The 26085-nt window shown below is 52.9% G+C and carries 26 protein-coding genes and 1 pseudogene; 17 read left to right on the plus strand and 10 right to left on the minus strand.

The window, feature by feature from the left end; translation table 11 throughout:
- The first annotated feature begins 14 nt into the window (after positions 1-14).
- The 7 genes from V7775_RS22155 (at position 15) to V7775_RS22185 (ending at position 7276) form a co-directional block, all read left to right on the plus strand.
- Positions 15-1067 (plus strand): permease, encoded by a 1053-nt coding sequence (locus V7775_RS22155; RefSeq protein WP_335754113.1) that lies wholly within the window; start codon positions 15-17, stop codon positions 1065-1067.
- A 15-nt stretch (positions 1068-1082) separates the two neighbouring features.
- Entirely contained in the window at positions 1083-1319 is a 237-nt protein-coding gene (locus V7775_RS22160; RefSeq protein ID WP_335754114.1) for a thioredoxin family protein, read from the plus strand.
- Between the two features lie 125 nt (positions 1320-1444).
- A complete protein-coding gene (locus tag V7775_RS22165) occupies positions 1445-1798 on the plus strand; it encodes a hypothetical protein (RefSeq protein WP_335754115.1) in 354 nt (117 codons plus the stop codon).
- 380 nt (positions 1799-2178) lie between these two features.
- Entirely contained in the window at positions 2179-3369 is a 1191-nt protein-coding gene (gene repA / locus V7775_RS22170; RefSeq protein ID WP_335754116.1) for a plasmid partitioning protein RepA, read from the plus strand.
- The gene (gene repB, locus V7775_RS22175) at positions 3369-4364 is read left to right on the plus strand and encodes a plasmid partitioning protein RepB (protein WP_335754117.1); all 996 of its coding nucleotides are present in this window, start codon (positions 3369-3371) and stop codon (positions 4362-4364) included. Before repA ends, repB begins: the two co-directional genes overlap by 1 nt.
- Positions 4365-4573: 209 nt before the next feature.
- Positions 4574-5668, plus strand: a complete 1095-nt coding sequence (repC, locus tag V7775_RS22180) for a plasmid replication protein RepC (protein ID WP_335754118.1) — start codon at positions 4574-4576, stop codon at positions 5666-5668.
- A 321-nt stretch (positions 5669-5989) separates the two neighbouring features.
- Entirely contained in the window at positions 5990-7276 is a 1287-nt protein-coding gene (locus V7775_RS22185) for a hypothetical protein (RefSeq protein WP_335754119.1), read from the plus strand.
- A 794-nt stretch (positions 7277-8070) separates the two neighbouring features.
- Here V7775_RS22185 and V7775_RS22190 read toward each other — a convergent pair.
- The 4 genes from V7775_RS22190 to V7775_RS22205 all read right to left on the minus strand — a co-directional run bounded on the left by V7775_RS22190 (position 8071) and on the right by V7775_RS22205 (position 10352).
- Complete coding sequence (locus V7775_RS22190; RefSeq protein ID WP_335754120.1) at positions 8071-8325, minus strand: hypothetical protein; 255 nt, start codon at positions 8323-8325, stop codon at positions 8071-8073.
- 18 nt (positions 8326-8343) lie between these two features.
- Positions 8344-8859, minus strand: coding sequence for a type IV secretory system conjugative DNA transfer family protein (locus tag V7775_RS22195; RefSeq protein ID WP_335754121.1), 516 nt, complete (start codon positions 8857-8859; stop codon positions 8344-8346).
- Positions 8783-9859 (minus strand): type IV secretory system conjugative DNA transfer family protein, encoded by a 1077-nt coding sequence (locus V7775_RS22200; protein ID WP_335754122.1) that lies wholly within the window; start codon positions 9857-9859, stop codon positions 8783-8785. The genes V7775_RS22195 and V7775_RS22200 overlap by 77 nt, the downstream gene beginning before the upstream one ends.
- A gap of 181 nt (positions 9860-10040) precedes the next feature.
- Positions 10041-10352 carry a mobilization protein gene (locus V7775_RS22205; protein WP_335754123.1) on the minus strand — a complete coding sequence of 104 codons (312 nt, stop codon included), beginning with the start codon at positions 10350-10352 and terminating at the stop codon, positions 10041-10043.
- Between the two features lie 326 nt (positions 10353-10678).
- Between V7775_RS22205 and V7775_RS22210 the strand changes: the two are divergent.
- Positions 10679-10814, plus strand: a pseudogene (locus V7775_RS22210) (IS5/IS1182 family transposase); the annotation flags it as partial.
- A gap of 98 nt (positions 10815-10912) precedes the next feature.
- Here the strand turns inward: V7775_RS22210 and V7775_RS22215 are convergent.
- The 5 genes from V7775_RS22215 to V7775_RS22235 all read right to left on the minus strand — a co-directional run bounded on the left by V7775_RS22215 (position 10913) and on the right by V7775_RS22235 (position 17196).
- Positions 10913-11908 (minus strand): ABC transporter ATP-binding protein, encoded by a 996-nt coding sequence (locus V7775_RS22215; RefSeq protein ID WP_335754124.1) that lies wholly within the window; start codon positions 11906-11908, stop codon positions 10913-10915.
- Complete coding sequence (locus V7775_RS22220) at positions 11905-12906, minus strand: ABC transporter ATP-binding protein (RefSeq protein WP_335754125.1); 1002 nt, start codon at positions 12904-12906, stop codon at positions 11905-11907. The genes V7775_RS22215 and V7775_RS22220 overlap by 4 nt, the downstream gene beginning before the upstream one ends.
- Positions 12903-14045, minus strand: coding sequence for an ABC transporter permease (locus tag V7775_RS22225; protein WP_335754126.1), 1143 nt, complete (start codon positions 14043-14045; stop codon positions 12903-12905). Before V7775_RS22225 ends, V7775_RS22220 begins: the two co-directional genes overlap by 4 nt.
- Before the next feature lie 5 nt (positions 14046-14050).
- Entirely contained in the window at positions 14051-15055 is a 1005-nt protein-coding gene (locus V7775_RS22230; RefSeq protein ID WP_335754127.1) for an ABC transporter permease, read from the minus strand.
- Positions 15056-15156: 101 nt separating this feature from the next.
- Positions 15157-17196 (minus strand): ABC transporter substrate-binding protein, encoded by a 2040-nt coding sequence (locus tag V7775_RS22235; protein ID WP_335754128.1) that lies wholly within the window; start codon positions 17194-17196, stop codon positions 15157-15159.
- A 411-nt stretch (positions 17197-17607) separates the two neighbouring features.
- On the opposite strand from V7775_RS22235, the gene V7775_RS22240 reads away from it, so the two are divergent.
- The 3 genes from V7775_RS22240 to V7775_RS22250 are packed head-to-tail and all read left to right on the plus strand — an operon-like array spanning position 17608 to position 21103.
- A complete protein-coding gene (locus tag V7775_RS22240) occupies positions 17608-18714 on the plus strand; it encodes an NAD(P)/FAD-dependent oxidoreductase (RefSeq protein WP_335754129.1) in 1107 nt (368 codons plus the stop codon).
- Between the two features lies 1 nt (position 18715).
- On the plus strand, positions 18716-19621 hold the full coding sequence (locus V7775_RS22245) for a MurR/RpiR family transcriptional regulator (protein WP_335754130.1): 906 nt from the start codon (positions 18716-18718) through the stop codon (positions 19619-19621).
- A gap of 12 nt (positions 19622-19633) precedes the next feature.
- On the plus strand, positions 19634-21103 hold the full coding sequence (locus V7775_RS22250) for a M81 family metallopeptidase (protein WP_335754131.1): 1470 nt from the start codon (positions 19634-19636) through the stop codon (positions 21101-21103).
- Between the two features lie 8 nt (positions 21104-21111).
- On the opposite strand, the gene V7775_RS22255 is transcribed toward V7775_RS22250, so the two are convergent.
- Positions 21112-22653: a sulfatase-like hydrolase/transferase gene (locus V7775_RS22255; protein ID WP_335754132.1), complete on the minus strand. Its 1542-nt coding sequence runs from the start codon at positions 22651-22653 to the stop codon at positions 21112-21114.
- Between the two features lie 183 nt (positions 22654-22836).
- On the opposite strand from V7775_RS22255, the gene V7775_RS22260 reads away from it, so the two are divergent.
- The 6 genes from V7775_RS22260 to V7775_RS22285 all read left to right on the plus strand — a co-directional run.
- Entirely contained in the window at positions 22837-23634 is a 798-nt protein-coding gene (locus tag V7775_RS22260; RefSeq protein WP_335754133.1) for a DeoR/GlpR family DNA-binding transcription regulator, read from the plus strand.
- A 52-nt stretch (positions 23635-23686) separates the two neighbouring features.
- The gene (locus tag V7775_RS22265) at positions 23687-23947 is read left to right on the plus strand and encodes a hypothetical protein (RefSeq protein WP_335754134.1); all 261 of its coding nucleotides are present in this window, start codon (positions 23687-23689) and stop codon (positions 23945-23947) included.
- Entirely contained in the window at positions 23941-24609 is a 669-nt protein-coding gene (locus V7775_RS22270; protein ID WP_335754135.1) for a hypothetical protein, read from the plus strand. The genes V7775_RS22265 and V7775_RS22270 overlap by 7 nt, the downstream gene beginning before the upstream one ends.
- A 15-nt stretch (positions 24610-24624) precedes the next feature.
- Positions 24625-25464 (plus strand): EamA family transporter, encoded by an 840-nt coding sequence (locus V7775_RS22275; RefSeq protein WP_335754136.1) that lies wholly within the window; start codon positions 24625-24627, stop codon positions 25462-25464.
- A gap of 162 nt (positions 25465-25626) precedes the next feature.
- Complete coding sequence (locus V7775_RS22280; RefSeq protein WP_335754137.1) at positions 25627-25869, plus strand: AbrB/MazE/SpoVT family DNA-binding domain-containing protein; 243 nt, start codon at positions 25627-25629, stop codon at positions 25867-25869.
- Position 25870: 1 nt separating this feature from the next.
- On the plus strand, positions 25871-26085 hold a 215-nt coding region (locus V7775_RS22285), incomplete at its 3' end, for a type II toxin-antitoxin system PemK/MazF family toxin (RefSeq protein ID WP_335754138.1).

Below are 26085 nucleotides of genomic sequence, written 5' to 3' on the forward strand. Positions count from 1 at the left end.
TTGCAGGACCACTTATGATTTGTGCTGATGGTTCAGCCATCTATGGAGTGTTTTCAGTGGGTGATTTCTTTGTCTGGCTAAACGATCAACTGCTGCGCATGCAGTGGCTATCAGATTTGGTCACTATATTGGTGCGCGACGGGTTTGGTATGAATCCAGCAAGCCAGATTGGCGCAAGCGTCCACTTCTTCATCTATGACGTCATCAAGATATTCATTCTTCTGGCGTTTCTGATCTTTAGCATCTCCTATGTCCAAAGCTATTTCCCGCCTGAACGGACCCGCCGCATCCTTGGGCAACGACGAGGGATTGGGGCAAATATCATCGCAGCTCTACTTGGTACCATCACGCCATTTTGTTCGTGCTCTTCGATTCCACTCTTCATCGGCTTTACCAGCGCGGGATTGCCGCTTGCCGTGACATTTTCGTTTCTGATCTCTTCTCCGCTGGTGGATCTGGCCTCGGTGATACTGCTAGCGAGTATCTTCAGCTGGGGTATTGCCTTGGCATATGTGGTCGTGGGGTTAGTGTTGGCCGTCTTGGGTGGCACATTGATTGGCCGCCTGAAACTGGAAGATCAGGTAGAAGCCTTTGTCTACCAAAGCCCTGTCACCGATCATGACGCCAATGGCACAATCACGCGCCGCGAACGGTTAAGGTACGCCGTAGATCAAGTTTTCGAAATTGTGCATCGCGTTTGGATTTATGTTTTAATCGGCGTGGGCATCGGTGCGGCCATCCACAACTGGGTGCCTGAAACTTTTATTGCCGCCCTGCTGGGTCAGGACAAATGGTGGTCCGTCCTGGTTGCAACGCTCGCAGGCGTTCCAATGTATGCCGACATCTTTGGCACGCTGCCCATCGCCGAAGCCTTGGTCGAGAAAGGTGTCGGGCTTGGCACTGCATTGACCTTCATGATGGCCGTCACCGCCTTGTCCCTCCCATCGATGATCATGCTCAAGCGCGTTGTAAAGCTGCCTCTTTTAATGGTGTTCATCGGGATAGTTACCGTTGGAATTATCGTGATCGGTTATGTTTTTAACGCTTTGGCCCATCTATTTATCTGAGAAAGGAAACACCAAATGATTATCAAAATACTGGGGTCCGGCTGCAAGAAATGCGTCGCTTTGGCTGACAACACCAAAGCCGCGCTCACGGCTGCAAATGTGGATGCCGAGATTATCAAGATCACCGATATTGTTGACATTGCGCGGTTCGGGATCATGTCAACGCCCGGCCTGGTGATTGATGAGCAGGTCGTTTCAAGCGGGCGGGTGTTGAGTGCCACCGAAATCGCTCCTCTGCTCAAAAGGCACTGAATGGCATCTCAATCGCCCGACATGCCACACGATCTGCCACTTGCTGATACTGGTGTAATCAAAATGGACCCTGCGCGGTCCCCCAGGACAGTGGGACGATCCCGCTTGTTCTTGATCCCGTTTTTATGGCCACGCTGTTTACGGGTGCAGTCATCGGGATGTACTTCCAGCCCCCTAGCTTGCGAGTATTCTTTAACGCAACGGGGTTGGAACCGGGCGCGGGTACAAACACGCCCATTGCAGTCGCCATTCAGCAAGTCATCAAGGGCTTTTCTCAAAACCAGACAACCAAAGGGGCAACGACCCCGTTCACACCACAAAGGAGTAAGCCTATCCCCTTTCCAATCCTTGTGGTAGGGATCAACTGGCTTCGCCGCGGCAGAGCCTTTTTGTTTTCAAAGAACGCCCAGCCGAGAGCCGCCAAGAAGGTCATCGCAACCCCTCTACATGCGCCACACGATCCGACCTCATTGGGTTGACTTGAAAAGACGGGGACCAGCCCCCTGCCCGTTCAGGCCCGGCCCTATTCGCGCAAAACCGTTATCGCGGAAACACAGCCGATTCGAACAATAGATAGAGCAACCATAGTTTGGGGCCGTAATATATTAACCTACAATATCTTGCGAAATTCCGCTGGTGTTGTGATTACCCTATAATTATCAATTCTTTAGTCAGCTAATAGACCTTGCCACCTCGACACCTCACTCACTCCCTCTACAGCCAGAGACCAAAAAAGTATTGTCTGTGGATAAGTTGCGTGTAACAAGTCCACTTGTCGCTATGTGACGTAAATCACGCCTTTTAGCGACGAAACACAAATGACCCACCAAGAGGTCGTGAGGGCAGAATGGATTCGGACATGAAAATCGCAGGAGCCAGTTCCATCGCAGCATCCATTGCGGCGAACGCCGCCCGTCTGTCGGAAGCGCTTAACAATCATATGCGCAATAGCTTCCAGCCTGATAGTAGAAAAGCGCTACGCAAGTTCCATCCTGCAGAAGTTTCGGAACTTACTGGCATCAGCATGTCAAACCTAAGAACACGTCATCAGGAAGGCGATTTCCCTGAGGTAGAGTCTGATTCCCGAGGCCGTAGACTCTATTCGGCCCAAGAAATTGACCAGATCCGCCATGTCATGGCCAGAACGGGCCGGAACGGTGAGGCGTATCTTCCTGGACGACGAGACAACGACGCCCTCCAAGTTATTTCCATCGTCAATTTCAAAGGTGGCTCAAGCAAGACAACCAGTGCAATCCATTTGGCTCAGCGCTACGCGTTGCGCGGCTATAGGGTTCTTGCAGTCGATATGGACCCGCAGGCCAGCTTAACTACGATGTTCGGCTATCGCCCGGAGATCGAATTTGCAGAGAGCGGCACTATCTATGACGCGTTAAAATATGAAGATCCAGTACCGCTAAGCCAAGTCATCCGTAAGACCTATTTTCACAACCTTGACCTCGCACCAGCAGGTCTTTTGCTGTCCGAATACGAGACCGAAACAGCTTACGCGCTTCAGCACAAGGTCGACCCGCCATTCACACAACGCCTTGCGATAGCACTCGACGAGATTGAAGCTAATTATGATCTGGTCATCATCGATTGTCCGCCACAGCTTGGCTTCACAACTATGACCGCGCTTCTGGCATCGACCGGCCTGTTAATCACGGTCGTACCCAGCATGCTGGACGTGGCCTCTATGGCGCAATTCCTTGAAATGGCTGGAGAAACTGTACAAACTCTTGAAGAGGCAGCCGGACCTATCGACTGGAACTTCCTTAAGTTTTTGATAGCTCGGTATGAGCCAACGGACGTACCACAATCCCAAATGGCGGGGTTCCTGCGATCTATCCTTCTCGATCAGGTCTTAACCACTCCAATGCTCAAATCCACTGCTATCTCCGATGCTGGGATGACGCAGCAGACCATTTATGAATTAGATCCCGCGCAAGTCGTAAAAAAGACTCTAACCCGCATATTAGAGTCTGTGAATGGGGTTGCAGATGAATTCGAGACGACGATTCAGCAAGCTTGGGGAAGGGAAACTAACTAATGGCACGTAGAAACCTATTTCGACCCCCGCCGCCTCCACCCGATGTAGACAGCAGTGCAGCCGACACAGGCGAGCAAAAGTCTCGGTTCCCTAATACCGGCGCAATGAGTGGCGTGAAATCCACATTGAAGGATGTCGCAAGCAATGCGGTGAGAGAAATCTCCGTTGATGTCATCGAAGAGAACGGCCCTAAGGACCGCCTCTCCTTCTCAGATGCGGACGTTGTAACACTAGCCGAGAGCATTAAATCTCACGGCCAACAAGTGCCAATTATGGTCCGCCCTTTAGCGGACAAACCGGGACACTACAGGATTGTCTATGGCCGCCGCAGATTGCGCGCTTTGCGATCGCTTGGCATTCCCGCGAAAGCCCTTGTCAGATCACTTTCTGACGAAGAGGCCATTCTCGCGCAAGGACAAGAGAACACCCAGCGTCTTGACCCCAGCTTTATTGAAAAAGCACTTTTTGCGGCTGAGCTGGCCACAAGCGGTTACGAACAGGCCATCATCCTTGATGCCTTGGCGGTCGACAAACCAATGCTATCCCGCATGACTAAAGTCGCGCGATCCATTCCGAAGTCCGTCATTGAACAAATCGGTTCCGCGCATGGAATCGGACGCAGACGTTGGGAAGAGCTTGCGGACCAGTCACGCAGTGAAAGTATCAATCTTGAACAAATTACTGCGACGCTTGCGCTTAAGGCCAGCCAAACCTCTGAGGATCGCTTTGGATTGGTCAGCGACGCCATTACACAGACGCTGAAATCCAAGGCTGACAAACCAGTCCTCTCCCCTACCCTATCTGTCAAATACAATGATGGAACAGCTTTGGCTGAGGTGAAAGAAACGGCGCGTGCTTTGACATTTAAACTGTCGAAGTCCGATGCCCCAGAATTTGCTCAGTGGATGCGTAACAACGCAGAAGTTGAGCTTACGCGTCTCTATGAGGCGTGGCGGTCAGAGCAAGAGCCTGACTGGTCGAAGACAGAGCAGTAACACTTAAATAAGGAGCACGATCAACAGCCCAAAAAGAAAGAGCCCCCCAAGGTTTCCCTAGGAGAGCCCAATCTGTTCTTTGCACTTTCAGATTTACCAGCTTCTCCGCGCCAGTCAACAACAACCGATTCGGTTGCCGAAGATTTGCGACCTTTTTTCTGGTTTTCAGAGATATCGGTGCCTTTCACATCAGGTTGTCGTGAAAAAACATGGCATTTACACAAGCAACTGCACCCATTGGGCTGCAGACTGGTGAAGTATTGTCCGCGGACAATTCCATTCCAGAACGCCACATCATCGTTGCAACGCTTCGAAACGCAGCCCCGCGTCTCGGACTCAGCGCGTCAGTGATTTCAACGTTAGACGCGATGCTTTCGTGCCTCGCGCCCAAGCGCAACCACCACACGGTATTTGCATCAAACTCAACACTCACTTTTCGACGCAATGGCATTTCAGACAGAACGATCAGACGTCATGCCGCAACATTACAAGAAATTGGGTTGCTCGTTCGCCGTGACAGCCCAAACCGGAAACGCTTTACAAAGCATAACCGCATTGAGGGAAAAGCTCTACGGTTTGGCTTCGATCTTTCGCCGCTCTTTGATCGTCTTCGTGAAATCGCTGCGTTGGCGGCAGAGGTCCTGCGGGAAAGAGAACAGATCGATTACCTGCGAGCTAAGATTCGCGCTGCTGCCAATGATAGCCTCGTGGACAATCCAAATGACACCATAGCCCTCAACATCTTCCGTGTCCTTCGTCGAAAATTGTCACTAAGGGACTGCGAACAGATCATCTCGGAACTGCGAGTTACAGAAGTTAAAGCCGAAGCAGCCGATGATCAAAACGCGGAATATACGACAACTATGACCGCCAGTGACGGTCAATTTGTCCGGCACCTTCATAAGTCAAATAAAGAACATATTGATAAAGAAGGACCCAACTTAAAAAAAGAAACGCTCCTTGCCAATGAAGAGGTTCCTATCACAGTTTCAGAATTGCTGGCAGCTTGCCCAGAAGCAGTTCAGTTTTCGCTAAGGAAGATTGAGACAATGCACGATGTCATTGCCCACGCTCGAACACTTGCCCCTATGATAGGGATCACAAGCCAAAGCTATGAAGCTGCACATAAACGCCTCGGTGCTATAAGAGCTGCGGCGACCGTTTGGGCGATTATGCAGTTTCATGATAAAATCAAAGCTGTCGGTGCATACTTTCGCTCAATCACGACAGGCTCAAAAAGCGAAGGCTTTAGTCCAGAGAAGCTAGTTAGGCGTCTTGCCACAAGTCACGTCTATGCTACTTGACCCAGCCATTGTCCGCGGACAATCTTTGCCCCCAACAAGCAAAAAGAGTGCCTTATTCCGAGAGAACGCTGCCCATGTCTGATTTAGACGTTTTTGTTGGTGAATTGCGATCTGCGTTTCACTATTGCCGAAACGAGACGTCCATGAGTGATAATAACTTCTCTAATTCAACATCTTAGACGTTTCATTCAATTGTTCGGATCGTTCTACTGCTGCGCTGCACACTAATCGTTTCATTTTGGGTGGAACGAAAACTTGATAGGCACGCAATGCCCATATAGATATGGCAATAATCGTTTCACTCTTGAAGGTTTTCGTTTCATGGCCCTCACAGACCAAGCTATCTTAGATTTCATTGCTGCGCACCCAAGTGCGGGTCGGGATGCAATCAGAAAAGGCGTTGATCCGAATGCCGGAGAAACAACCGTTTGGCGTGCTTTAAAGCGCCTTGTCGAGAGCGGGCGTTTGGAGGTCTCAGGGAAAGGGCGTGCTACTAGCTATGACATCGCGGGGGCTGCAGTGGTGCGAGCCCATCTCGCAACTCCCTACAATCGGCGGGCTCCGGTTAGATATCGCAAGGAATTCCTTGATGCTTATGTCCCGGGTAAAACCTGGTACTTGACGGAGACCGACAGAACGCGGCTTCTGGAGGCTGGTCAACTGCAGGGCAGGGGGATGCCCGCTGGGACCTATGCGCGCCGTATTCTTGAGCAGCTCCTTGTCGATCTCAGTTGGGCTTCTTCCCGCATGGAGGGGAACACCTATGATATCTTGCAGACGGAGCGGTTGATCCGCTTTGGTGAAGAGGTTGCGGGCAAAGATCGCAAAGAAGCCCTGATGATCCTGAACCACAAAGAAGCCATCCAGTACGTTGTCGACAATCTCGATAAAATTGAGCTTGGCCGTACGGACTTGTTCGCCATTCACGCGCTCCTGTCTGATGGTTTACTTGCCGATCCAGCAATGTCAGGCCGTCTCAGAGCCATGGCTGTCGGCATATCTCACTCGAGCTACTGGCCACTTGATGATGCGGTGACGATTGCAGAAGAGTTCGACATCGTGACGGCTAAAGCTGGGCAGATAACAGATCCGTTTGAACAGTCCTTCTTTCTCTTGGTCCATATTCCCTATTTGCAGGCCTTTGCGGATGTGAACAAGCGGACATCCCGTGTTGCCTCCAATATCCCGCTCCTGAAATCTGACCTTGCGCCAATGTCCTTCACTACGATGAATGACGCTGAGTATATTGATGGGCTGATTGGCGTTTATGAATTGAACAACGTAGCTCTACTTCGCGACGTCTATATCGAGTCCTATTTGGCTTCGGCCGAGAAATATCGGATCTTGCGGGCTGAAGTAGAGCAACCTGAAAAGGCTGCACTTGCCTATCGTGATTTTGTGCGCGCCACGGTGCGGCGGTGCGTTCTGGAGTTCAAGGCCTTCCGTCCAAATGAGGTTTTAGAGATGGCGACCCAAGACGGCATCCCTGAAGCGGATAGGGCAGCTGTCGTTGACTATATTAGGCATCAGTTGAGCGGTCTTCACGAGGGCAATGTGATCAGGTACCGCCTGACGTCTAACGACCTGGAAGGTGTTGAACTAAATTAGCATCTACTTAGAAGCGTTCTGAGTCGATTAGCAATCATCTTGGCTACACGTTCAAATTATCTCAGGACCTTGCGAATAAGCGTCTTGATTGGCGAAATCTCCTGAAGAGACCGAGGTCAAATTAAGGATGCACAGGTCTTTGACATGCGAGCCTCACTTTGAAGACTGTCCGGTTTTGGTGTTCAGAGCACTGAAAAGACAGAAAGGTTACAGAGCGTCCTCAGCGCCTCCGCAAATGACTATCTGGTCGCCGCCAAGTGGCTGACCCAGAATAGCCTGCGCATATGAAACTTTCCGGGACTACGTAAATCCTGCAAAACACGCCGAACAAAAGGCGCAGCTTCTCGCACTTTGGACGCAATAGCGACAAAGCAACCATTGTTCTGTGCGGCCGGTAGCGTCCGACATCATGAGATAGTCGAATGAAGCAAACCGGTTCTATTGGCGTTCCTGCGGATCTCGGCCTCGCCCCAGAGGGGCGAGGCCGAGAATGGGAATCGTTCACCTCACTCCGCGTAGAACACGCAGGCATCGACACCCGTTGTTGTCGTTGTCCAAGATCCTCCTAGGACAGCGCAGGCTGCAGCATTGCTGGTTAAGAAACGGGGAAGTAGCACCGTCATCGCCAAAGCCAGAACAACAGCAACGAGACCAAACCAAGGCAGGCGCGATTTCAACCAGTCAATCTTTTATTCTCGCTCCCAGATCTGGCGAAGAACTACTGATCTGTCCTCATCGGCTTTCTTGAGCACTTCTTGCGCCCTATTTGATGCGTCGAACAGATCGACGCATATCTACCCCATGCGCACGAGATTGACGTCAATCTTCCCGTCGATGGTTTCACCCACCAACTCGCCATATGCCTTCGGATCGGTCTGGGCTTTTGCCGCGAACGCCGCCTGCCGCGCCTCCGTGGCTGTCTTGTTCAGGCGGTCCAGCACTTGCGTGTTGGCATCCACACGGTTCGACACGCTGGCCATTACCGTGGCAAGCAGATCGAGCGATTCACGCAGCTCATCATCCATTGGGGCAGGGGAGGCGTCTGTCATGGCAGTATCCTTTCCGGATCAATGGTCCTGTAGGATAAACAGCCCCGTAAATTCGGGATCAGGGTAATACTGCAGCTTTTGAGCAACCGCCGTCGCCTGTCCTTGAACGCGCAGGAGTTGGTTTTCAGGACGAAGTTGCATGATCTCATCTGGCGTAAGCAGATCGCGCCCCGTGAGGTTGTTGCTGAAACTGGGGGCATCCCCCGGCTTGAAGCTGTCGGTTTGATAGCCAGTTGTTTCCTGGCCTATCATCTGGCTCAGCCATTTCGCCGTCTCAAAATCATTCACACCAAAAACCTGTTGCACCCCGGCATTGGCGATGAAGGTTCCGGCCGGTTCGCCGAAGAGGCCCTTGAGCTGGCTCATGTCTTGCAAAATCGGCCAAAGCTGAAGGCCATACCCCGCCATCAGCCCCATGGCACGTTCCACAGCTTCTAAATGGCCCAGAGCGGCGAACTCATCCAGCAGGAATAGCGCAGGCCCCAACGTGGGGTTCGACGCTTTCAGGCGCTGAGAGAGCGTGTGAGTGGCCACGTTGCCGTTCTTGGGTGTCACAGAGGCTTCTGCGTCCCGTGCGATGTCCTGGAGGGCCTGAGCGCAGCCAGCGGCTGTAGGCGTCCATCCGGTTCGGCGGCAGCACTAAAAATACTGACGTGATCCGATGGCGCAGGTCGGAGAAGTGGAAATTTGACCGCGACAGAACCTTCGCTATGCGCGGGCTGTCCAAAAAGGAGGGGTGGCGCTGTGCGTTTGACATGACCGAGGAGGCTTCACGATCTGCCTTTCCAAGAAACCGATTGGCGGCACGCGCGATCAAGCCACCCGCTTCACCGCTGTCCTGCATTAGCTCCAACAGGGCCCGCAGCCGATCTGGGGGCAGGGTAAGATATTCCCGGACGGTCGCTAGTGACCGGCGGTTCTGTTCCTCGTGGCAAACGCAGAACAGGATCAGATCGGCGAGGGTGGCTTTGGCTTCCTCGTTCCATTGCTCTTCCGAGACTTGTCCCGGCAGGTCCATTACCAGCGCCTCTGTCAGGGAGGCTGCATCCTCGCCCAGATCGAGGTTGTCTGGCGTCAGACGGTCCAGCGGATTGTAGGCCGCTGACGGCATCTCGGAGACTTTGCCAGTGTCGCTGACATCGAAGGGATCGAGGACATGAGCCGCCCCGAACCGCCGCCGGGCTTCACCGGCAATGCGGGCATTCTCGCCTTTGGGATCAATCACCAGCACCGAGCGTTCCGCTGCCAGCAGGTTGGGGATGACGGTGCCAACACCCGCCCCAGCCCGTGTCGGAGCGAGAGTGATCAGATGCGCAGGGCCATCGTAACGCAACAACCGTCCGGTGTGTGGATTGCACCCGATCAACAGACCATCCGCGCGTTCCAGATTCTTCAGCTCCTTGCGGTTGGCAAAGCGGGCCGAGCCGTGGCTGTCGCGGTTCAACCCGAAGAAGGCATCGGCACCGGAGGTATGCGCCAGTATTGAAGCCCAAAGACGACACCGACAAAAATGAGCGGTCCATAGATCACCCATTCCCAATCCGTCTGACCCGATGGTATTCCAAAGAATAGAGCTGATACAAAATAGGCGATGACAGCCCCGATCATTCCGCCGAGGCACATACACCCGACCATCCAACCGAGCAGAATGGGCGTGAAGATCATCCGCTGAAAAAAGAAGAACAGCGACCCGAAAACGGAGATTAAAGACCGTATCAAGATGTACCGTCCTGATCAGAACCAGACCCGTAAGATAGCGGGGCAGGGCAGGGATCAGACCAAGGCCATTCCCAACCCACAAATGCCTTCTGGTCCTGTTCGCGAGGCAGGTTGCGCATGAGCCGATACAGAATGGCGGCGGCATTGCTATCGCGCCCCGCCAGATCAAGCAGAACCCCACCCAGGATTACCTTGTGCCGCGTATCCATCTTGCGTTGTTTGGTAGCTTCCCGATTACGAATGCCCTGAAGTAGCGCCTTGGCTTGGGTAAATCGTTTCTCTGCGCGTTCTAGTGCTGTGTCTACCATATCACGAGTCCCTCTGTGTTGAGTTTCACGTTCAGATTGAAGTTTCGACCTTCCGCGTCAGATAACAAGCGGCATCCCAATTCATACCCAACGATCAGCGGAATATGGAAACGCAGCAGATGGAATCGGCGGAAGCTCGCAAAGAAGGGCAGGGGGAGAGGTCTGCACCTAAATGGAAGCCATTGTGTGCAAACCTGAGCTGAAAAACAGTGAAGGGCGCACTTATGCAAACTCTCCACCTACGGTTTCGAGATTTGCGCGCGATCCTCTTGGGGGGAATCAAAACCTTCCGGGATCATGCTACGCATAACCCTGTCGGTTAGTGGATGCATTGCATGAAACTGATGGGTCAGAGCCTCATAGCAAGAGGCTTTGAGCGGCAAGTCGCGGAGGTTCAAATCTGCGTCGCCATCCTTACGCTATACCACTCTAGGCATACCAATCACAGAAACCTTAAGATAAGTCCGTCTGAGGAAAAGGGAACCTCACCCTCCAATCGATTTATGCTACAATGCCCTGTCAGACTCGAAACTCAAAAATGAATGTCGTCTGCAATTCAATTACGCGCTGAGTTCTTTCCAGCGATGACAAGCCACATGATGTTCGGTTCCTGCACTTTCTAAAACCGGTTCCTCGACGCGGCAACGGTCAATCGCGGCGGGACAGCGAGTCTGGAATTTGCACCCTGGTGGCGGGTTGGTTGGTGAGGGAATCTCACCTTCCAGCTTTTGCGCTTTTCCACGGTCATCGGGGTCCAGTGACGGGATCGCAGACAACAATGCGCGGGTGTAGGGGTGGCGCGGGTTTGAAAACAGCGTGCGTGTTGGTGCTGTTTCAACAATGCGGCCCAGATACATCACGGCCACATGATCACAGACATGCGCCACTACGCTGAGATCATGGCTGATAAAGAGGAATGTCAGGCCCATGTCCTTTTGGATCGCTTTGAGCAGGTTCAGCACGTCAGCCTGAATGGACACATCAAGGGCTGCAACACTTTCATCCGCAACGATGAATTTGGGACCAGAAACAAGCGCACGCGCGATTGATATCCGCTGTCGTTGCCCACCCGAAAATGCATGTGGGAAGCGGCGCAGGTGTTCGACGTTCAAGCGGCACTTGTTGGCGATCTCGCGGACGCGTTCGTCGGTCTCGCTACGTGATTTGGTTAGGCCCATGACCTCCAACGGTTCTGCGATGATGTCGCGTACAGTCATACGGGGGCTAAGGGCGGCATAGGGGTCTTGGAAGATCAGTTGAGCGCGTTTGCGGTAGTCCTTGAGGTCTTGTTTGCCAAGATTTTTGAGAGAATAGGATACCTCGCCGTCATCGAAATGAACATCGCCTTTGGTGATTGGTGCGGCACGCAGCATGGCGCGGCCAAGAGTTGTTTTGCCCGATCCAGATTCCCCAACAAGGCCGAAAAAACTGCCCGCTGCGATTTGGATACTGACGTTTTCAACCGCGCCCACATAAGGCTTGGGGCCGATCAACCCGCCGCGTAATGGATAATGGACGGACAGGTTCTGGGCGGCGATCAGGGGCTTGTCGTTCATGTGGTGTCCCCTTGTGGATCGTGCAAATGACAGGCCGCTGCGTGGTCGGTATCAACTTGGCTGAACTTTGGAATTTCAGCGGAACATCTCGGGCCAATGACCTCCTGGCAGCGCGTATTATAGACGCATCCGGGCGGGCGCTCGAGTGGCGAAGGGATATCACCGGGAATAGGCGTCAAAGGAGCGTCGATATCTTCTAGCGTCGGCAATGCCGCCAACAAGCCACGCGTATAAGGGTGGGCAGGCTTGCGGATAACATCGCGTACAGTGCCTTGTTCAACCAGGCGTCCCAAATACATCACTGCCACTTTGTCTGCGGTTTGCGCGATCACGCCAAGGTCATGTGTGATGAAAATAATACCCATGCCGAATTCGGTCACGAGGTCCTTCATTAAGTCAATCACCTGCGCTTGGATGGTGACGTCCAGTGCAGTGGTCGGTTCATCTGCGATCAGAAGTTTTGGTTTGGTCGACAGCGCCATCGCGATCATCGCACGCTGGCGCATACCGCCTGACAGCTCGAAAGCATATTGCCCAAAGCGCGTGCTGGGGTCTGAAATGCCGACACGGTCCAGCATTTCAATCGACAGTTCCTTGGACTGTGCCTTGGAAAAATCAGTGTGGATCATCAACTGCTCAACCATCTGGTCGCCGATTGAAATGGCGGGTGCAAAGCTGGCCATCGGTTCCTGAAAGATCAATGATATTGCCCCGCCACGCACAACCTTCATTTCGGTGTCGTTTTGCAGGGACATCACATCGACAGGGCCATCCTCAAGATGCAGCGTGATCTTTGTATCTGGCCCATAAATCGCATTGCGCGGGTTTAGCTTCATCAAGGACTTAGCAGTTACAGATTTGCCTGATCCTGATTCCCCGACTAGCCCCATCACTTCACCCGCCTCAAGGCTGAATGATACGTTGTCCACAGCTGTGATGCGGCCCTCGTCGGTGTCGAATTGCAAGGTCAGGTTCTCGACATCAATCAGGCGGCTCATTTCTTGGTATCTCCGTAGGGGTCAGCCGCGTCACGCAGCCCGTCACCAACAAAAACAAATGCCATGACTAGAATAATAAAGAAGATCACCGGGATGAAATACCATTGATAGTTCAGCAGCACGTCAGCGCTGGTGACGTTTTGCAGCATGACGCCAAGGGAATTCACAGGGTCCTTTAGGCCAAGACCAATAAAGCTGAGCGCGGTTTCGGAAAGCACCATGTAAGGGAACGAAATCACCAGGTCGACAATGATGTAGCTGGTGAAACTGGGCAGCAGATGTTTGCGAATTACATGGCCCGAGGACGCGCCACATAGCTGAGCGGCCAGCACGTATTCTTGGTTGCGCTCCGTCAAAAGATGGGTACGGACGCGACGCGCAAGCGTGGGCCATCCGATCAGGCCAAGGATGAGCGAGATAAAGAAAAACCTTTCCTCCGCGCTCCATGTGTCAGGGATAAACGCTGCCAGTGCCATGAACAGCGGGATTGCGGGGATCGTTCGCACAGCGTCCGTGATCATCTGGATAATCGAGTCTATCCACCCCCCATAGAACCCCGATATACCCCCAATAATCAGCGCCAACACAAAGGCGATCAGGACCCCAATGGTGCCGACCGCCAGCGACGTGTTGATGGCATGGAAGGTCCGCGAAAAGATGTCCTTGCCTGTCGAATCCGTACCGAACAGATGGATGTATCCGTCTTCGACCCCAAACAGGTGGGTGTCAAACGTCATAAAGAATAGCTTGTATTCAGAGCCTTCGACGAAGAACTGCATATACTGCCGCTCTTCGGTGTTTACGGTTGTGACCCACCTAAAGTTAGTCTTGGCCGACCGTTCCCGTTCTAAGGCATAGATGAATGGACGCAAAGAACACCCGTTATCATCGCAAAATTGCGGGACGGTGGGCGCGCCATTCAGGTAGCCTTTGTCGCGACCTGCAATTGTTGGATCATACGGCGTGAGAAAGGATGCAAAGATGCCGGACAGGATCAGGATCACCAGTACCCACGCGCCGATCATCGCCGCCTTTTGTTTCTTAAAGCGGGTCCAGATCAGCTGTCCTTGGGAGGCGGTGAAATACGCGTCCTTGGCCGATTGATCGACAGATGCATCGTAGATGTTAGTTTCAGTCATATCCGTTACCCTAAGATGCTACGGCGAATGCGCGGGTCGACAATGGCCAGCGTGATGTCGGTAATAAAGTTAATGACGATGATACTGCCGGTCAGGAAAAAGATGATCGCGCCAGCAAGCTGTTGGTCGTTGGACCGCGCGAGGGCTTCGATCAACAGTGATCCCGCTTCGGTTAAGGTCAGGATTAGTGCGACGATTGGCAGTTCGTTAAAAATGCGGTTCAGGTCGAACCCCAACGAGTTGATGATCGGACTAAGCGCGTGCCTTGCGGGATAGCGCATCAGCAATTTGCGCCCCGATACGCCGCGTGCAGAGGCGGCAGTGACATACAGCTTGCTGATCTCGTCTGACATCAACGCGCGCACGGTTTGAATCGCAAAGGCAGTTGCAGACCAGCCAAGGATGAAGACGGGCAGCCAGACGTGGCTTAGGAAATCTTTGATCTTGGCCGCGTCCCAAGGTGCGTCGCGGTATTCGGGGGAAAACAGGCCTGTCAAACTATTGCCGAACATGATGGTCGAAAATAGCATGATCATAAGCGCCAGCAGGAAGTTTGGCAGTGCCAGACCTAGATAGCTGACCAGACGCAGGCCGTTGTTGAGGAACGGGTTGCGCGAGGTGGCAGCGATGATACCAACCGGAATGGCGATGGCATAGGCTAAGAGCAGCGAGCCAAGGCAGATGCCGATGCTCAGCCAGACCTTTTGACCCAATAGTTGACTGATGTTGAGGCGCAGGATGCAGCTATCGCCGAATTCGCCTTGAAAGGCGCCAAATATCCATTTGACCCATCGCTCAAAGAACGGTCGATCCAGACCAAGGCGAACACGCTCGACCTCAATATCAGCAATGGAAATTTGTGCACCTTGGCTGTTTTTGAAGGCAAGGTAACGCTCGGCGCAATCGCCGGGAACCATTTCCATCAGTGAGAACACGATGAAGGAAACCAGACAGAGAGTGATGAAAGCAAGCACCGCGCGGATTGTCGCAAATCGTAGAAACTGAACCATCAGATTGTGCGCCCCGCAGCAGATGTGACCCGTTTGGGTCCTTGTTTTTGTGGGTTGCGGGCCAAATATCTGGCCCGCAACGTGATCATGTAGCCGTCAGCCTATTCGTCAAAGAACCACTGTGACGGACGGTAAGGGTACGTGCGGTAGTAGGCATAGGATGCCGTTTGGAACTGAGTGAAGTTCTTGAGCGCCGCGTTGTGATAGATCGGCTTTTGTTCTTTCACTGTTCCGATGAACAACAGATTGCTGGTCATCGTCTCGACCAGTTTCAGGCCTGCGGCATCGGATTCAGGCGTTCCAACTTGGGCTGCCTGAAACGCCTTGACGTCTTCGATCATTTCCTTGGCATAGGCTGGTGGTTCAACACCAGATGCACCATCAGAGTCCACCCATTCGCCCCACAGCATCGCGGTGCGCATGTTGAAGTAGTTGTCATAGGGCGGAATAAAGATTTCACCGTTGCCCAAGACCACTGCCAGTGGCACAGATTTCTCCCAAAGGGTCACATCCAACTGGTTTGAGGACTGCGATGAGCGGTACTCGTCCGAGGTGACTTCTTTGACAGTGCTGTTTATGCCCACATCGCGCCATGTCTGACTGACCAGTTCAACGATCTTGATTGAGATGCCTTGGGTGGCAACTTGCAGGTTCAGGATCAGCGGTTCACCGTTTGGCAATTCGCGCATGCCATCGCCGTCTGTATCAACAACGCCGATTTCATCCAGCAATGATTTCGCCATTTCGGGATCATGCTGCGCAAAGTGCTGCTCCCATTCAGCCGGAACGAAAGCAGGGGTTGGTGAGAAACCGATGTACTGCTGAGGTGTACCCAGGCCGAACATCGCAACCTCGTTGATCTCGTCGCGGTTCATCGCAACAGACATCGCTTGGCGGAACTTGAGATCACCAAAGACTTTGCGCTTTTCCAAATCGTCAGAGGTGACGTTGAATGCGAATGTCGGCATCGTGATGTCGGGCTTTAGATCGACGACAAAGCCGCCCTTTTCCTGATTTTCCATCAGCAGTGGCACATAGTCGATCTGCAAAGCCTGCGCTTTGTAGTCCACTTCGCCGTTGACCAGTTTCAGCAAGCGCACTTCGCTTTCGCCAACAAAGATTTCGTCCATCTCGTTGATATAAGGAAGCTGGTTGCCTGCCGTATCAACCTTGTAGAAATAGGGGTTCGCGACAAATGCGCGACCTTCTGTCGACTCGGAGATGACGATATGGCTTTCCAGTGTTGGTGCCGCGTCTAAAGGCAAGCTTGCGACTTTGTCAGGGTGGGCCAACATCGGTGTCGGCGTGTCCATCCAGTCAGAGCTGCCGTAGTAGGCTTTGACCAAGTCATAGCCGTTCTCGAAACCCAGCGATTGTGCAAGCGTATCCGCATCAGGATTGATATCGGGGTGGTACTGACCAAGGAAGTGCTTGGGCTGGAAGCCTTGAGCATAGTGGTTGGCAAAGTGCGCAAGGAAACCCGGTTTGGGTACTGGCATGTTGAAACGCACCGTTAGGGGGTCAATCACATCAACTGTCATCGGTTCGCCGCCTGCCAACACATAGTCTTTGGGGCTTTCAATAACATTGCTGTCAAGCTGCAGGTTTTCATACCAGAACTCAACATCCTCAGCAGTAAACGGCTGGCCGTCGGACCATTTGTGACCTTCACGCAGCACGAATGTCAGTTGGGTAAAGTCGTCATTCCATGACCAGCTTTTTGCAACATTGGGCACGATAGTGGTCAGGTCATCGGAATAGCGTACCAGATTGACGTGGCGCACGGACATAAAGTCTGATGTACCAGCCTCTGTCGCGTTTGACAGCGCGTTGAACGTACCGCCGTATTTCCCGACCATTTCATAGGGCGCAACGACCAATGGTTCGGACGGCAGGCGGTCTGCCAAGGCGGGCATGTCTGGATTGCCGCGAATACGTCCGTTCATGGCTGCGATGTCGGGGTTTTCGGCCATCTCTAGCGTGCAATTGGCAAGGCCTTGGAATTCGGTCAGTTCATACTGCTGCGGGAATGCGCCAGCAGCAACACCCATTGGGTCCGATACGGTGACGGCGGGGCAGGCGGCCATCGCGGCCCCCGCAAACGCCGTAATCGCCGCACTGGATAAAAGGATCTTCTTCATTCGTGTCTCCTTGTTTGTTGTTAATACGTGCCCAAAAGCGAACCGCGCGGCCTTTTGCACATTTCAACTCTAGTTAAGGCCTTAAATCACTGAAATAGTGATGTTCCGTAATACTTTTGTGACTCTCCTGACAGGGAGTGCCTGTTTCGTTTGCGTTTGGTGCAGGAAAGACTGTGGACGGACAGTCGGCAAAGTCCATCCGCCCGCTGAAACTGAGATCCGGGGTTGCTGCTTTCTCGAGCGGCGCGCACCATGACTTTGACATTAATAATTCCACCCCAATTGGCAATTTAAGTAATATTACTTTCAAAGAGTCAACAAATTACATTTTTCTTGCAAACTCTCCCAAACAAGCGCCAGTTGTCTGGGCAACCCAGTTTGCACATCTGTGCCCTCTAAAAGGCAGTTTCATTGATTTATGATTTTCTTATCATCGGGGGTGGGATCGCGGGCGCATCCGCTGCGTACGAGCTCTCAAGTCATGGGAGCGTCTTGCTGCTCGAGGCAGAGGACACTACTGGATACCATGCGACTGGTCGGTCTGCCGCGCTGTTTACCCGGAATTATGGTGGCGAGACTGTTCGTCAAATAAATGCGATCAGCGCCGACTTTTTCCGATCACCACCTCCAGGGTTCTGCGAAGCGCCACTGCTGACAAAGCGGGGATGTTTGACTGTGGCGCAATCGGGTGATGAAGGGGAACTTGATGCCTTGTTGGCGATGTCGTCGCTTGGAGAAGAAGTTGTTCATGTTGACACAAAAGAGGCCTGTGAAATGGTGCCCTTTCTGCGTCCAGAGCGGGTAATGCGCGCGGTTTATGAGGCAAATGTGAGCGACATTGATGTAGCGACACTGCATTCTTCCTACCTAAAAGGCGCGAAGGCGCGTGGTGCTGTAGTGATGGTAAAACAGTGCGTCACAACAATGGGCCGAATGGGGGCGAATTGGCATGTCCAAACTGCGAAAAGCAGTTTTTCAGCCGCCAAGGTGATCAACGCAGCCGGTGCTTGGGCTGACCAGATTGGTACGCTGGCGGGGACGCAAACCATCGGTCTGGTTCCTAAAAAGCGTACTGCAATTATCATCAGCGCACCGGAAAACACCAACTGCGCGGTGCTGCCTGCGGTGGATTTCGCAGGGTCTGACGCGTATCTGAAACCTGATGCTGGCCTGCTGATGGCATCGCCCGGTGATGCAACCCCGACAAATCCGCATGACGTGTGGCCTGATGATATGGATATTGCAGTGCTCGCAGACTGGATCGAGCGGGAGACAACTATCAAAGTGACAAAGATTGAACACAGCTGGGCGGGTTTGCGCAGTTTTGTGGATGATGAGGCACCGGTTGTGGGTTTTGACGCACAAGTGCCCGACTTCTTTTGGCTTGCTGGGCAGGGCGGGTATGGGATTATGATGGCCCCGATATTGGCCCAGTTGACGGCGGATTTGTGCACTGGCAATCACGGGACACACGTTGACCAATTGGCGCAACTTTTGTCGCCAAGTAGAGTGCAATGATATGACTAAATCCCTGTACACCAAATCTTTACGTGATCGTCTGAGTGATGCGGTTGCATCTACATCCGCCTCAAAAGCGGACCGCGCGCTGGCCGTATATATGTTGGCGGAATTTACAAACTTGCCGTTTGAAAACGCTGGAAGTCTTGCTGCCAAAGTCAAAGTTAGCGAACCTACTGTGGGACGTTTTTGCCGCGCGATCGGATATGACGGGTTCAAAGATCTCAAGAAAAATTTGCGCAGTGATATGGGCGATCAACCTTGGTTGATCAAAGACCGCCTACGCGATCTTCAAGAACGTACAAAAGCAGGCAAGGACCAATTGACCCGTGGTCTGGAACTTGAAATGGGGGCCCTTGTCGCAGTATATGAAGCCGCTCAGACACCTGAATGGGGCCGCGTGGTCAATCGTTTGGCTACGGCCAGTAGTGTTTATATTGTAGGGTTTCAAACCGAGCGTGGAATCGCACAAGTGTTTACCCATCAGCTACAATATCTGCGCGATAAGGTGCAGTTGCTGGACCTTGCTAGCGGCAACTTCGCAGACCTGTTGGCCTCCGAAGATAAAAACACAGCCCTCGTGATCTTTGAGGCCCGGAGGTATTCACAAAACGCTTTGCTGCTGGCGGACGCTGCGAAAGCGGCGGGAATTCCCGTGACCCTGATTACCGATCCTTATTGCGACTGGGGTCACAAGGTTGCGGATGAAATATTCGTGGTTCCGACGTCGTTTAACCTGTTCTGGGAATCTACAGCGCAGATGGCCAGCCTTGCTAATCTTTTGGTAAATGGCGTGTTCCTGGAATTAGGGCCGCAGGTTGAGGTTCGTATGAATAAAGTTGCGCGCCTTTATGGCAAGTTTACAGGCCACGTCGATCAAATGGCGCCGCATAAGCCAAAGCCGTAAGGGATTACCGCCTTGAATTTCAAAGTTCTGAGCGCAGAGATCGCGCATGAGACCAATACCTTCAACATCCACCCGACGACATTGCAGTGCTTTCGAGATCGCTACTTTCTTAATGGTGACCAAGCGCTTGCAACACGGGGTAGCAACAACACCGAACTTGCTGGTTTGCTCGACGTAGGGCGTGAAAATGACTGGGCAATCACCCATGTGATCAGCGCCGCCGCAGGGCCGGGTGGTGTGGTGGCGCGCGACGCGTTCGAAGCGCTAGCCGCGCCTTTGATTGCGGCTGCAAACGGTACGTGGGACGGCATATTCCTGATGCTACACGGGGCAATGGTCACAGAGCTTTGCGAAGATGGCGAGGGGGAGATTTTGCGGCGGGTGCGCGACGTTGTTGGCGCAGACGTACCCATTGCCGTGACGCTGGACCCGCACGCAAATGTCACGGCCGCAATGTGCGATTTGGCGCAAATACTTGTTTCCTTCACGACTTATCCTCACGTTGATGTCCGTGCCACGGGGCGGCGTGCAGCTGAGCTTTTGCAGCGTACAATGACTGGCGATATCGCACCCCAATCCCTTCGGTTTCACAGACCTATGCTGGAGGAAGCCAACGGCGGGCGAACGGACATTGGCCCAATGATCGAGCGCCATGCGTTGGCCCGCGCATATGAAGCGCGCAAAGGGGTATATGCCATCAGTATCAACGGCGCGTTTCCATGTGCAGATATTGCCGAGGTTGGGCCTACGGTGCTGGTGACATGCGATGGGGATACTCCCGCACACCGGCACATAGGCGAAACATTGGCCGACGACATCTGGGCGCGACGGTTTGAGGTTTTGAATACCTATGTGACCAGCGCCGAGGCGGCACAGACTGCAAAGATGTGGAACAGCAGCGCGGGACCGCTGATCATTGCGGACTATGCCGACAACCCCGGTGCCGGAGCATACGGTGACGCAACAGGCCTTTTGTCAGCGCTGTTGGAAGCGGGCGTGAGTAATGCATGCTTTGGTCCGTTGATCGACCCTGTGGCAGCTGCATATTTAAATTCTCGACCCGAGGGCGCCAAAGTGACGCTAGAGATTGGTGGGACAACTGCACCTGAATTTGGCGGTGGTCCGATTAGCGTGACGGGCATGTTAAAATGGAAGGGCGATGGCCTTGTGGTGGGCAGCGGCCCTATTCTGGGCGGATTGGAACGCAACTTTGGCCTGACTGCGGTGCTTGAGGTGGCGGGCATCGACATACTCGTTGTCAGCATTGCGCATCAGATGCTTGACTTGAAACAGTTCGAAACCTTTGGAATTGATCCGGCCCGAAAGGCAGTTGTGGCGTTGAAATCGATGCAGCACTTTCGCGCAGCGTTCGCGCCCATCGCCGAGCGCATCATCGTATGCGACAGTGGTGCGCTTTGTACATTGGACTACGCGTCAATGGGCTATGAAAAGGTACCGCGCCCGATGTTCCCACTGGATTGATAGGCGCGTTAACTCCGCGAGTGCCGCTGCTTTTGGCGGGGTCCATCTTTGGTAATTGAGACCAGTGACAGGGTGTGATCCATGTTCTTCATTCGGTGGCGTAACATCATCCGGCTAAGCCTGTGCAACTCGCTTTGATACTCTGATTTTTCAGCGACATTTTCCTGCTCGCCGCGCGCCTCATGATCATACAGGATAGGGGGCAGCTCGGCTGCAAATTCCACAAGTGTAAAACGTTGCTCGCGCAAGATCGACAGTGAGGAATCGCTAGGGCCTGTCCCAAGGGCGCGTTCCCAAAGGGTAGGCTCGGATGGCTCAGAAAAATCAAGTTCCGAGAACGAATAGGTCCGCCAATCCTTTGGCGCGTCACCTTGTAAAAGCGGCAGTAGTGATCTGCCGTCCATCGAATTAGGAATGTCGCGGCCAACCCAGTCGAGGATAGTGGGCGTGATATCAATCGTTTCAACAGGGTGCGTGACAATATTACCAGCGCGGTCAGCATTGTCAGGTTGGCGGATAATGAGTGGCGTTTGATATGCGGCATCATGGACGGTGAACTTGCTCCAGCTGTGGCGGTCCCCAAGCATTTCGCCGTGGTCTGAAGTAACGATAAGCAATGTATTGTCGTATTGACCGCTGTCTTTCAGAAACTTGATCACCCGTCCGATGTGCGCATCCACTTCGGTAATCAGCCCCATATATACCGCGCGCTGGATTTGGATATTGTCATCCGTTGCTTCCAGATCGGGAAAGCCCGCCACATTTCCAGCAGGCGTTTTGTGCGCAAGCGTTGGTCCAAAGAACGGATGCACTGCGGCCTCGGCATCGGGATGGTCAAACCGCGTGGGCAGAGGAATTGCTGTGGGGTCATACATATCGTTGTAGGGCGCGGGGGCGACCAATGGCGGATGTGGGCGGATATAGGTGAGATGCGCAAACCAGTTGTTGCCTTTGTGTGCAGGCATCGTGGCCAGAAAACGGTCGGTTAAGAACGCAGTATCGCTGTCCTCTGCGCTGTACAGTGCCGGATCATTGACCTTGGGTGCATCGCCAGTGGGTGACACGGGGGTATACAGATCCGCGAAGGTCTCGAACGTGTACCCTTGGTTAATCAGATACGAGCGCCAAGGATAAGACATCTCGAATTGCATCTCGACGACTTCCTGAAAACCCTTCATCGGGGATTCATAATTGTACAAAGCCGGGTCATTGGCATCAAAAATGCGCGGGTCTTGGGATGTGTCGGTGTACCCGAACAGCATTGGCGTATAGCCTGCTTTGCGCATTTCCGTCGCGATATTGGGAACGTCGTGGCGCAAGGGGGTGCCGTTGCGAACCGACCGGTGGTTCATGGCGTATTGCCCGGTCAGCAACGATGCCCGTGAAGGACCGCAGGGATTTACCACCGAAAAGTGCTGATGGAACGTCACCGCATCATCCATCAACGCACGCAAGTTCGGCAGTTCCATATGGTCAGCAAGATCACCAAAAACACAGTCAGCCCGAAGCTGATCGATGACGATAAACAGAACGTTCTTGGCGCTGCTCATGTTGCGAATCCTTTTTGATGCCGCTTGTTTTAATAGCACCCAAACGAGCCCGGCTGTGAAGACATATTCCGATCATGGCGTGCATTTTTGACTGCTTATGTGCGAACTTCCACAAATACAGCTGTCAGGTCGGTCATATTTGTGGGAGTTTGTGGAGAATCTAAGAGGATCACAGCACCAAACATGAAAAAGCCAGTTAAACACTCACATCGAGAGATGGAATTGCTGGAAGCCTTGCACCGTTTGGGTGGCTCTGCACGCAGTGCTGAATTGGCAAAGACGCTTGATGTGTCTGAGGAAACGGTGCGTCGCACCATTAAAGGGCTTTCAAAGTCAGGCGTGGTGGAGCGTATGTATGGGGGTGCGTATCTGGTAGGGCCGCGCACTGCCCCTAGTTTTTTCAACCGGATCACCAAGAATGCAGCGGAAAAGCGGGCCATTGCCACAGGTGTTGTCGAACGGGTGCATGACGGCATGTCGTTGTTTCTTGATGTAGGATCAACCACCGCGTTCGTGGCGGAAAAACTGCGCGATCGTTTCAATCTGACGGTTGCTACAAATTCCATCGGCGTGGCGCAGGTGCTATCCGGGCACAACGCGAACCGTGTGCATTTGCTGGGTGGCGAAATGCAAACCGATGAACGCGGCACCTTTGGCTTTGTGACAGAGCAGCAGTGCCGGCGTTTTTCATTTGATATGGCCATCTTTAGCACGGATGTCTTGTCCATCCGCAGTGGGTTTTTGTACCTTAATGCGGCCGAGGCCAATCTTGCCGCTGTTGTCGCGGACTGCTCTGAAAGGGTGTTGGTGGCGTTGGACCATCATAAGTTTGAACAGACCGCACCTCATCTTGGATTTGATGCAAGCAACGTCGACGATCTTGTGACGGATCAGCTTCCCAAGTCGGATCTGTCAAAGGAAATCCAAGGCTGGGGCATCAACGTGCATCTGGCGAATGGAGACGATATTGCCCAATCCTAAATTTGCTGGTCAGGAAGCTGTAGTTTCGCCACCTCAGTTCAGTGTTTAACCCATGATGATTGTAACCTTCTTGATCTGCATTGCTGGCGCCACGATGCTGTTATTATTCGCCGTGCGCATGGTGCGTTCAGGGATTGAGCGTAGTTATGGCACATCTTTCCAGCGGGTTTTGACGGGTCAACGCAGTCATACGCAGGCAAGCTTGGTTGGGGTGGCCTTGGCGATTGTGTTACAAAGTTCGGCTGCTGTCGCGCTGCTTGCCATGGGTTCGCGGCCAGTACGCAAGGTGCGGGTTATAGTGGACAGATGTTGATCAACGCCCACATCGCGTTTAACGCATCTTTGTTGGTGCTTGCCTTGCCCTTCTGCGGGTTGCTGCGTGGGTCTTTTGAGGCGCTTTTGCCTGATCAGACAGATAAGGTTGACGTATCGGTCCTGACGCGTCTTGAAACAACCCTTGTTCCCGCGAGCTTTGGCACACCGACACAAGCGCTGGCCTCTCTCAAGCGCGAATTGCTCCGCATGACCGAACTGGTCAAGGCCATGTTGCACCCTGTGATGGATTTTTACAGTACAGGTGCGAAGGAACAGATCCGGACTGTTCAGGATTTGAACATAAAGGTGAATGGATGTTTGACGCAGATACGTGTCATTGTGGCTGGTTTGCCCACCAAAGTCATGACTAGACAGTCGGGCAGTGCCGCGCGTGATATGCTGGAATACGCCGTAAGACTTGAGGACGCAGGCGATGTTAGAACCGAGCGTTTGACGGTATTGGCAGCAAGACTGCATGAGGCTCAGGGCAGTTTTTCCAAAGAAAGATGGCAGGAACTGCAAGCGATGCACGAGGCTATTTTAGCCAATATGAAGCTGGCGTCGAATGTTCTGATATCTGACGACGTAGAGAGTGCGCAGCTTTTGAATATTGAAAAGACCGAAATGAAGCGGGCAGAACAGGCCTGCCTTCTGCCTTAACCCCTAAGGACCATCATGTCCCTTTTTATCGTAGCGATCATTCTATTTGCAGCCCTGTTGCATGCCGTCTGGAACACGATTGTCAAAACGGCAGTCGACCGAACCACGACCTTAGGACTTGTTGCTTTGGGTCATGTGTTGCCCGGAGCGGTGATGGTCGTCTTGTTGCCCTTGCCGTCTTCCCAGAGCTTTATCTACATTGGGCTCTCGACAATCGTTCACTTTGGTTACTTCTATTTTCTCGGCCGCGCGTATCAGCATGGCGACCTTAGCGTGGTCTACCCCATCGCCCGAGGAATTGTACCGGCACTAGTGTCCCTCTGGGCATGGGTGCTTTTGGGTGAAGTGTTGCCACCTTTGGTTTGGGCAGGGACCGCATTGATCATCTGCGGTATTCTATTGAGTAACTGGAAGGCCTTGAGAACGGGGATCGGGGCGACAGCCTTGGGTCTATCTTTGGCGACAGGTTTTTGCATCTCTGTCTATTCTTTGATCGATGGTATTGGTGTTCGACTGTCGGGTGATACACTGAGCTATTGGGCATGGGGCGCATTCTTTCATCTGTTCCTGGCAGGTTTTGTAGGTATGCGCCGAAAGCGAGTTCTGGCCCAGCTGCCATTGCGAATTTGGGCTGTCGGCATTGCTGGAGGAATGGTCTCGATGACTGCTTATGGCCTCATTCTATATGCAAAGAACTTTGCCCCGTTGGGGGCCGTATCAGCATTGCGTGAAACATCCGTGATCTTTGCAACCCTGATCGGTTTTGTCCTGCTCAAAGAGGGGAATTGGCAAAGACGGTTGGGCGCGGCTGTGGTGATGGCGATTGGCATCGCGTTAATTGGGTTTAACGCATAGCCTAGCTGGAACTGTATGTTTTGGTGAATTTCCCAGTTCTCAATCGATTCAACGCTGCATGGGTCTTTTTACATTTAACATAATATAGATTCTCAGAGTATCAACAATGTTGATACATGCTCTCGTTCAGCTCATGTCTTGGGTTCAAGTTGAGGATGAGACATGCGCGTGATTGTGAAAAAATGGGGTAACAGTGCCTCCGTTCGGATACCTGCAGCCGTTATGCAGGCAGCGAAGCTATCGCTCGACACACCCGTTGATGTACGTGAAGAAAATGGGCGCATCATTATCGAACCGGATCAATCGCCAGAAGTCTTGTTGGACGATTTGTTGGAATCTATTACCAGCGAAAACTGTCACGAAGCGATAGAAACGGGCGGACAATTGGGCCAAGAAGCTCTCTGATATGGCCTACATCCCAGAAGCCGGTGACATTGTATGGCTCCAATTCACTCCGCAAATCGGACATCGTCCAGCACTCGTTTTGAGTCCGGCAAAATACAACAAGATTGGCTTGATGCTTTGCTGTCCTATGACGACTAAGTTGAAGGGATATCCATTCGAAGTGGTCATCGATGGAACGCAGACCAGCGCAGCACTTGCAGATCAGGTGAAAAGCCT

Origin of the sequence: Sulfitobacter sp., assembly GCF_036960155.1 — a bacterium.
Classification (GTDB): domain Bacteria; phylum Pseudomonadota; class Alphaproteobacteria; order Rhodobacterales; family Rhodobacteraceae; genus Sulfitobacter.

Coding starts and splice junctions, on each gene's coding strand:
- V7775_RS22155 (WP_335754113.1), top strand. CDS start 15: ATGATTTGTGCTGATGGTTCAGCCATCTATGGAGTGTTTTCAGTGGGT.
- V7775_RS22160 (WP_335754114.1), top strand. CDS start 1,083: ATGATTATCAAAATACTGGGGTCCGGCTGCAAGAAATGCGTCGCTTTG.
- V7775_RS22165 (WP_335754115.1), top strand. CDS start 1,445: ATGGCCACGCTGTTTACGGGTGCAGTCATCGGGATGTACTTCCAGCCC.
- repA (WP_335754116.1), top strand. CDS start 2,179: ATGAAAATCGCAGGAGCCAGTTCCATCGCAGCATCCATTGCGGCGAAC.
- repB (WP_335754117.1), top strand. CDS start 3,369: ATGGCACGTAGAAACCTATTTCGACCCCCGCCGCCTCCACCCGATGTA.
- repC (WP_335754118.1), top strand. CDS start 4,574: ATGGCATTTACACAAGCAACTGCACCCATTGGGCTGCAGACTGGTGAA.
- V7775_RS22185 (WP_335754119.1), top strand. CDS start 5,990: ATGGCCCTCACAGACCAAGCTATCTTAGATTTCATTGCTGCGCACCCA.
- V7775_RS22190 (WP_335754120.1), bottom strand. CDS start 8,325: ATGACAGACGCCTCCCCTGCCCCAATGGATGATGAGCTGCGTGAATCG.
- V7775_RS22200 (WP_335754122.1), bottom strand. CDS start 9,859: ATGGGTGATCTATGGACCGCTCATTTTTGTCGGTGTCGTCTTTGGGCT.
- V7775_RS22205 (WP_335754123.1), bottom strand. CDS start 10,352: ATGGTAGACACAGCACTAGAACGCGCAGAGAAACGATTTACCCAAGCC.
- V7775_RS22215 (WP_335754124.1), bottom strand. CDS start 11,908: ATGAACGACAAGCCCCTGATCGCCGCCCAGAACCTGTCCGTCCATTAT.
- V7775_RS22220 (WP_335754125.1), bottom strand. CDS start 12,906: ATGAGCCGCCTGATTGATGTCGAGAACCTGACCTTGCAATTCGACACC.
- V7775_RS22225 (WP_335754126.1), bottom strand. CDS start 14,045: ATGACTGAAACTAACATCTACGATGCATCTGTCGATCAATCGGCCAAG.
- V7775_RS22230 (WP_335754127.1), bottom strand. CDS start 15,055: ATGGTTCAGTTTCTACGATTTGCGACAATCCGCGCGGTGCTTGCTTTC.
- V7775_RS22235 (WP_335754128.1), bottom strand. CDS start 17,196: ATGAAGAAGATCCTTTTATCCAGTGCGGCGATTACGGCGTTTGCGGGG.
- V7775_RS22245 (WP_335754130.1), top strand. CDS start 18,716: ATGACTAAATCCCTGTACACCAAATCTTTACGTGATCGTCTGAGTGAT.
- V7775_RS22255 (WP_335754132.1), bottom strand. CDS start 22,653: ATGAGCAGCGCCAAGAACGTTCTGTTTATCGTCATCGATCAGCTTCGG.
- V7775_RS22260 (WP_335754133.1), top strand. CDS start 22,837: ATGAAAAAGCCAGTTAAACACTCACATCGAGAGATGGAATTGCTGGAA.
- V7775_RS22265 (WP_335754134.1), top strand. CDS start 23,687: ATGATGATTGTAACCTTCTTGATCTGCATTGCTGGCGCCACGATGCTG.
- V7775_RS22270 (WP_335754135.1), top strand. CDS start 23,941: ATGTTGATCAACGCCCACATCGCGTTTAACGCATCTTTGTTGGTGCTT.
- V7775_RS22275 (WP_335754136.1), top strand. CDS start 24,625: ATGTCCCTTTTTATCGTAGCGATCATTCTATTTGCAGCCCTGTTGCAT.
- V7775_RS22280 (WP_335754137.1), top strand. CDS start 25,627: ATGCGCGTGATTGTGAAAAAATGGGGTAACAGTGCCTCCGTTCGGATA.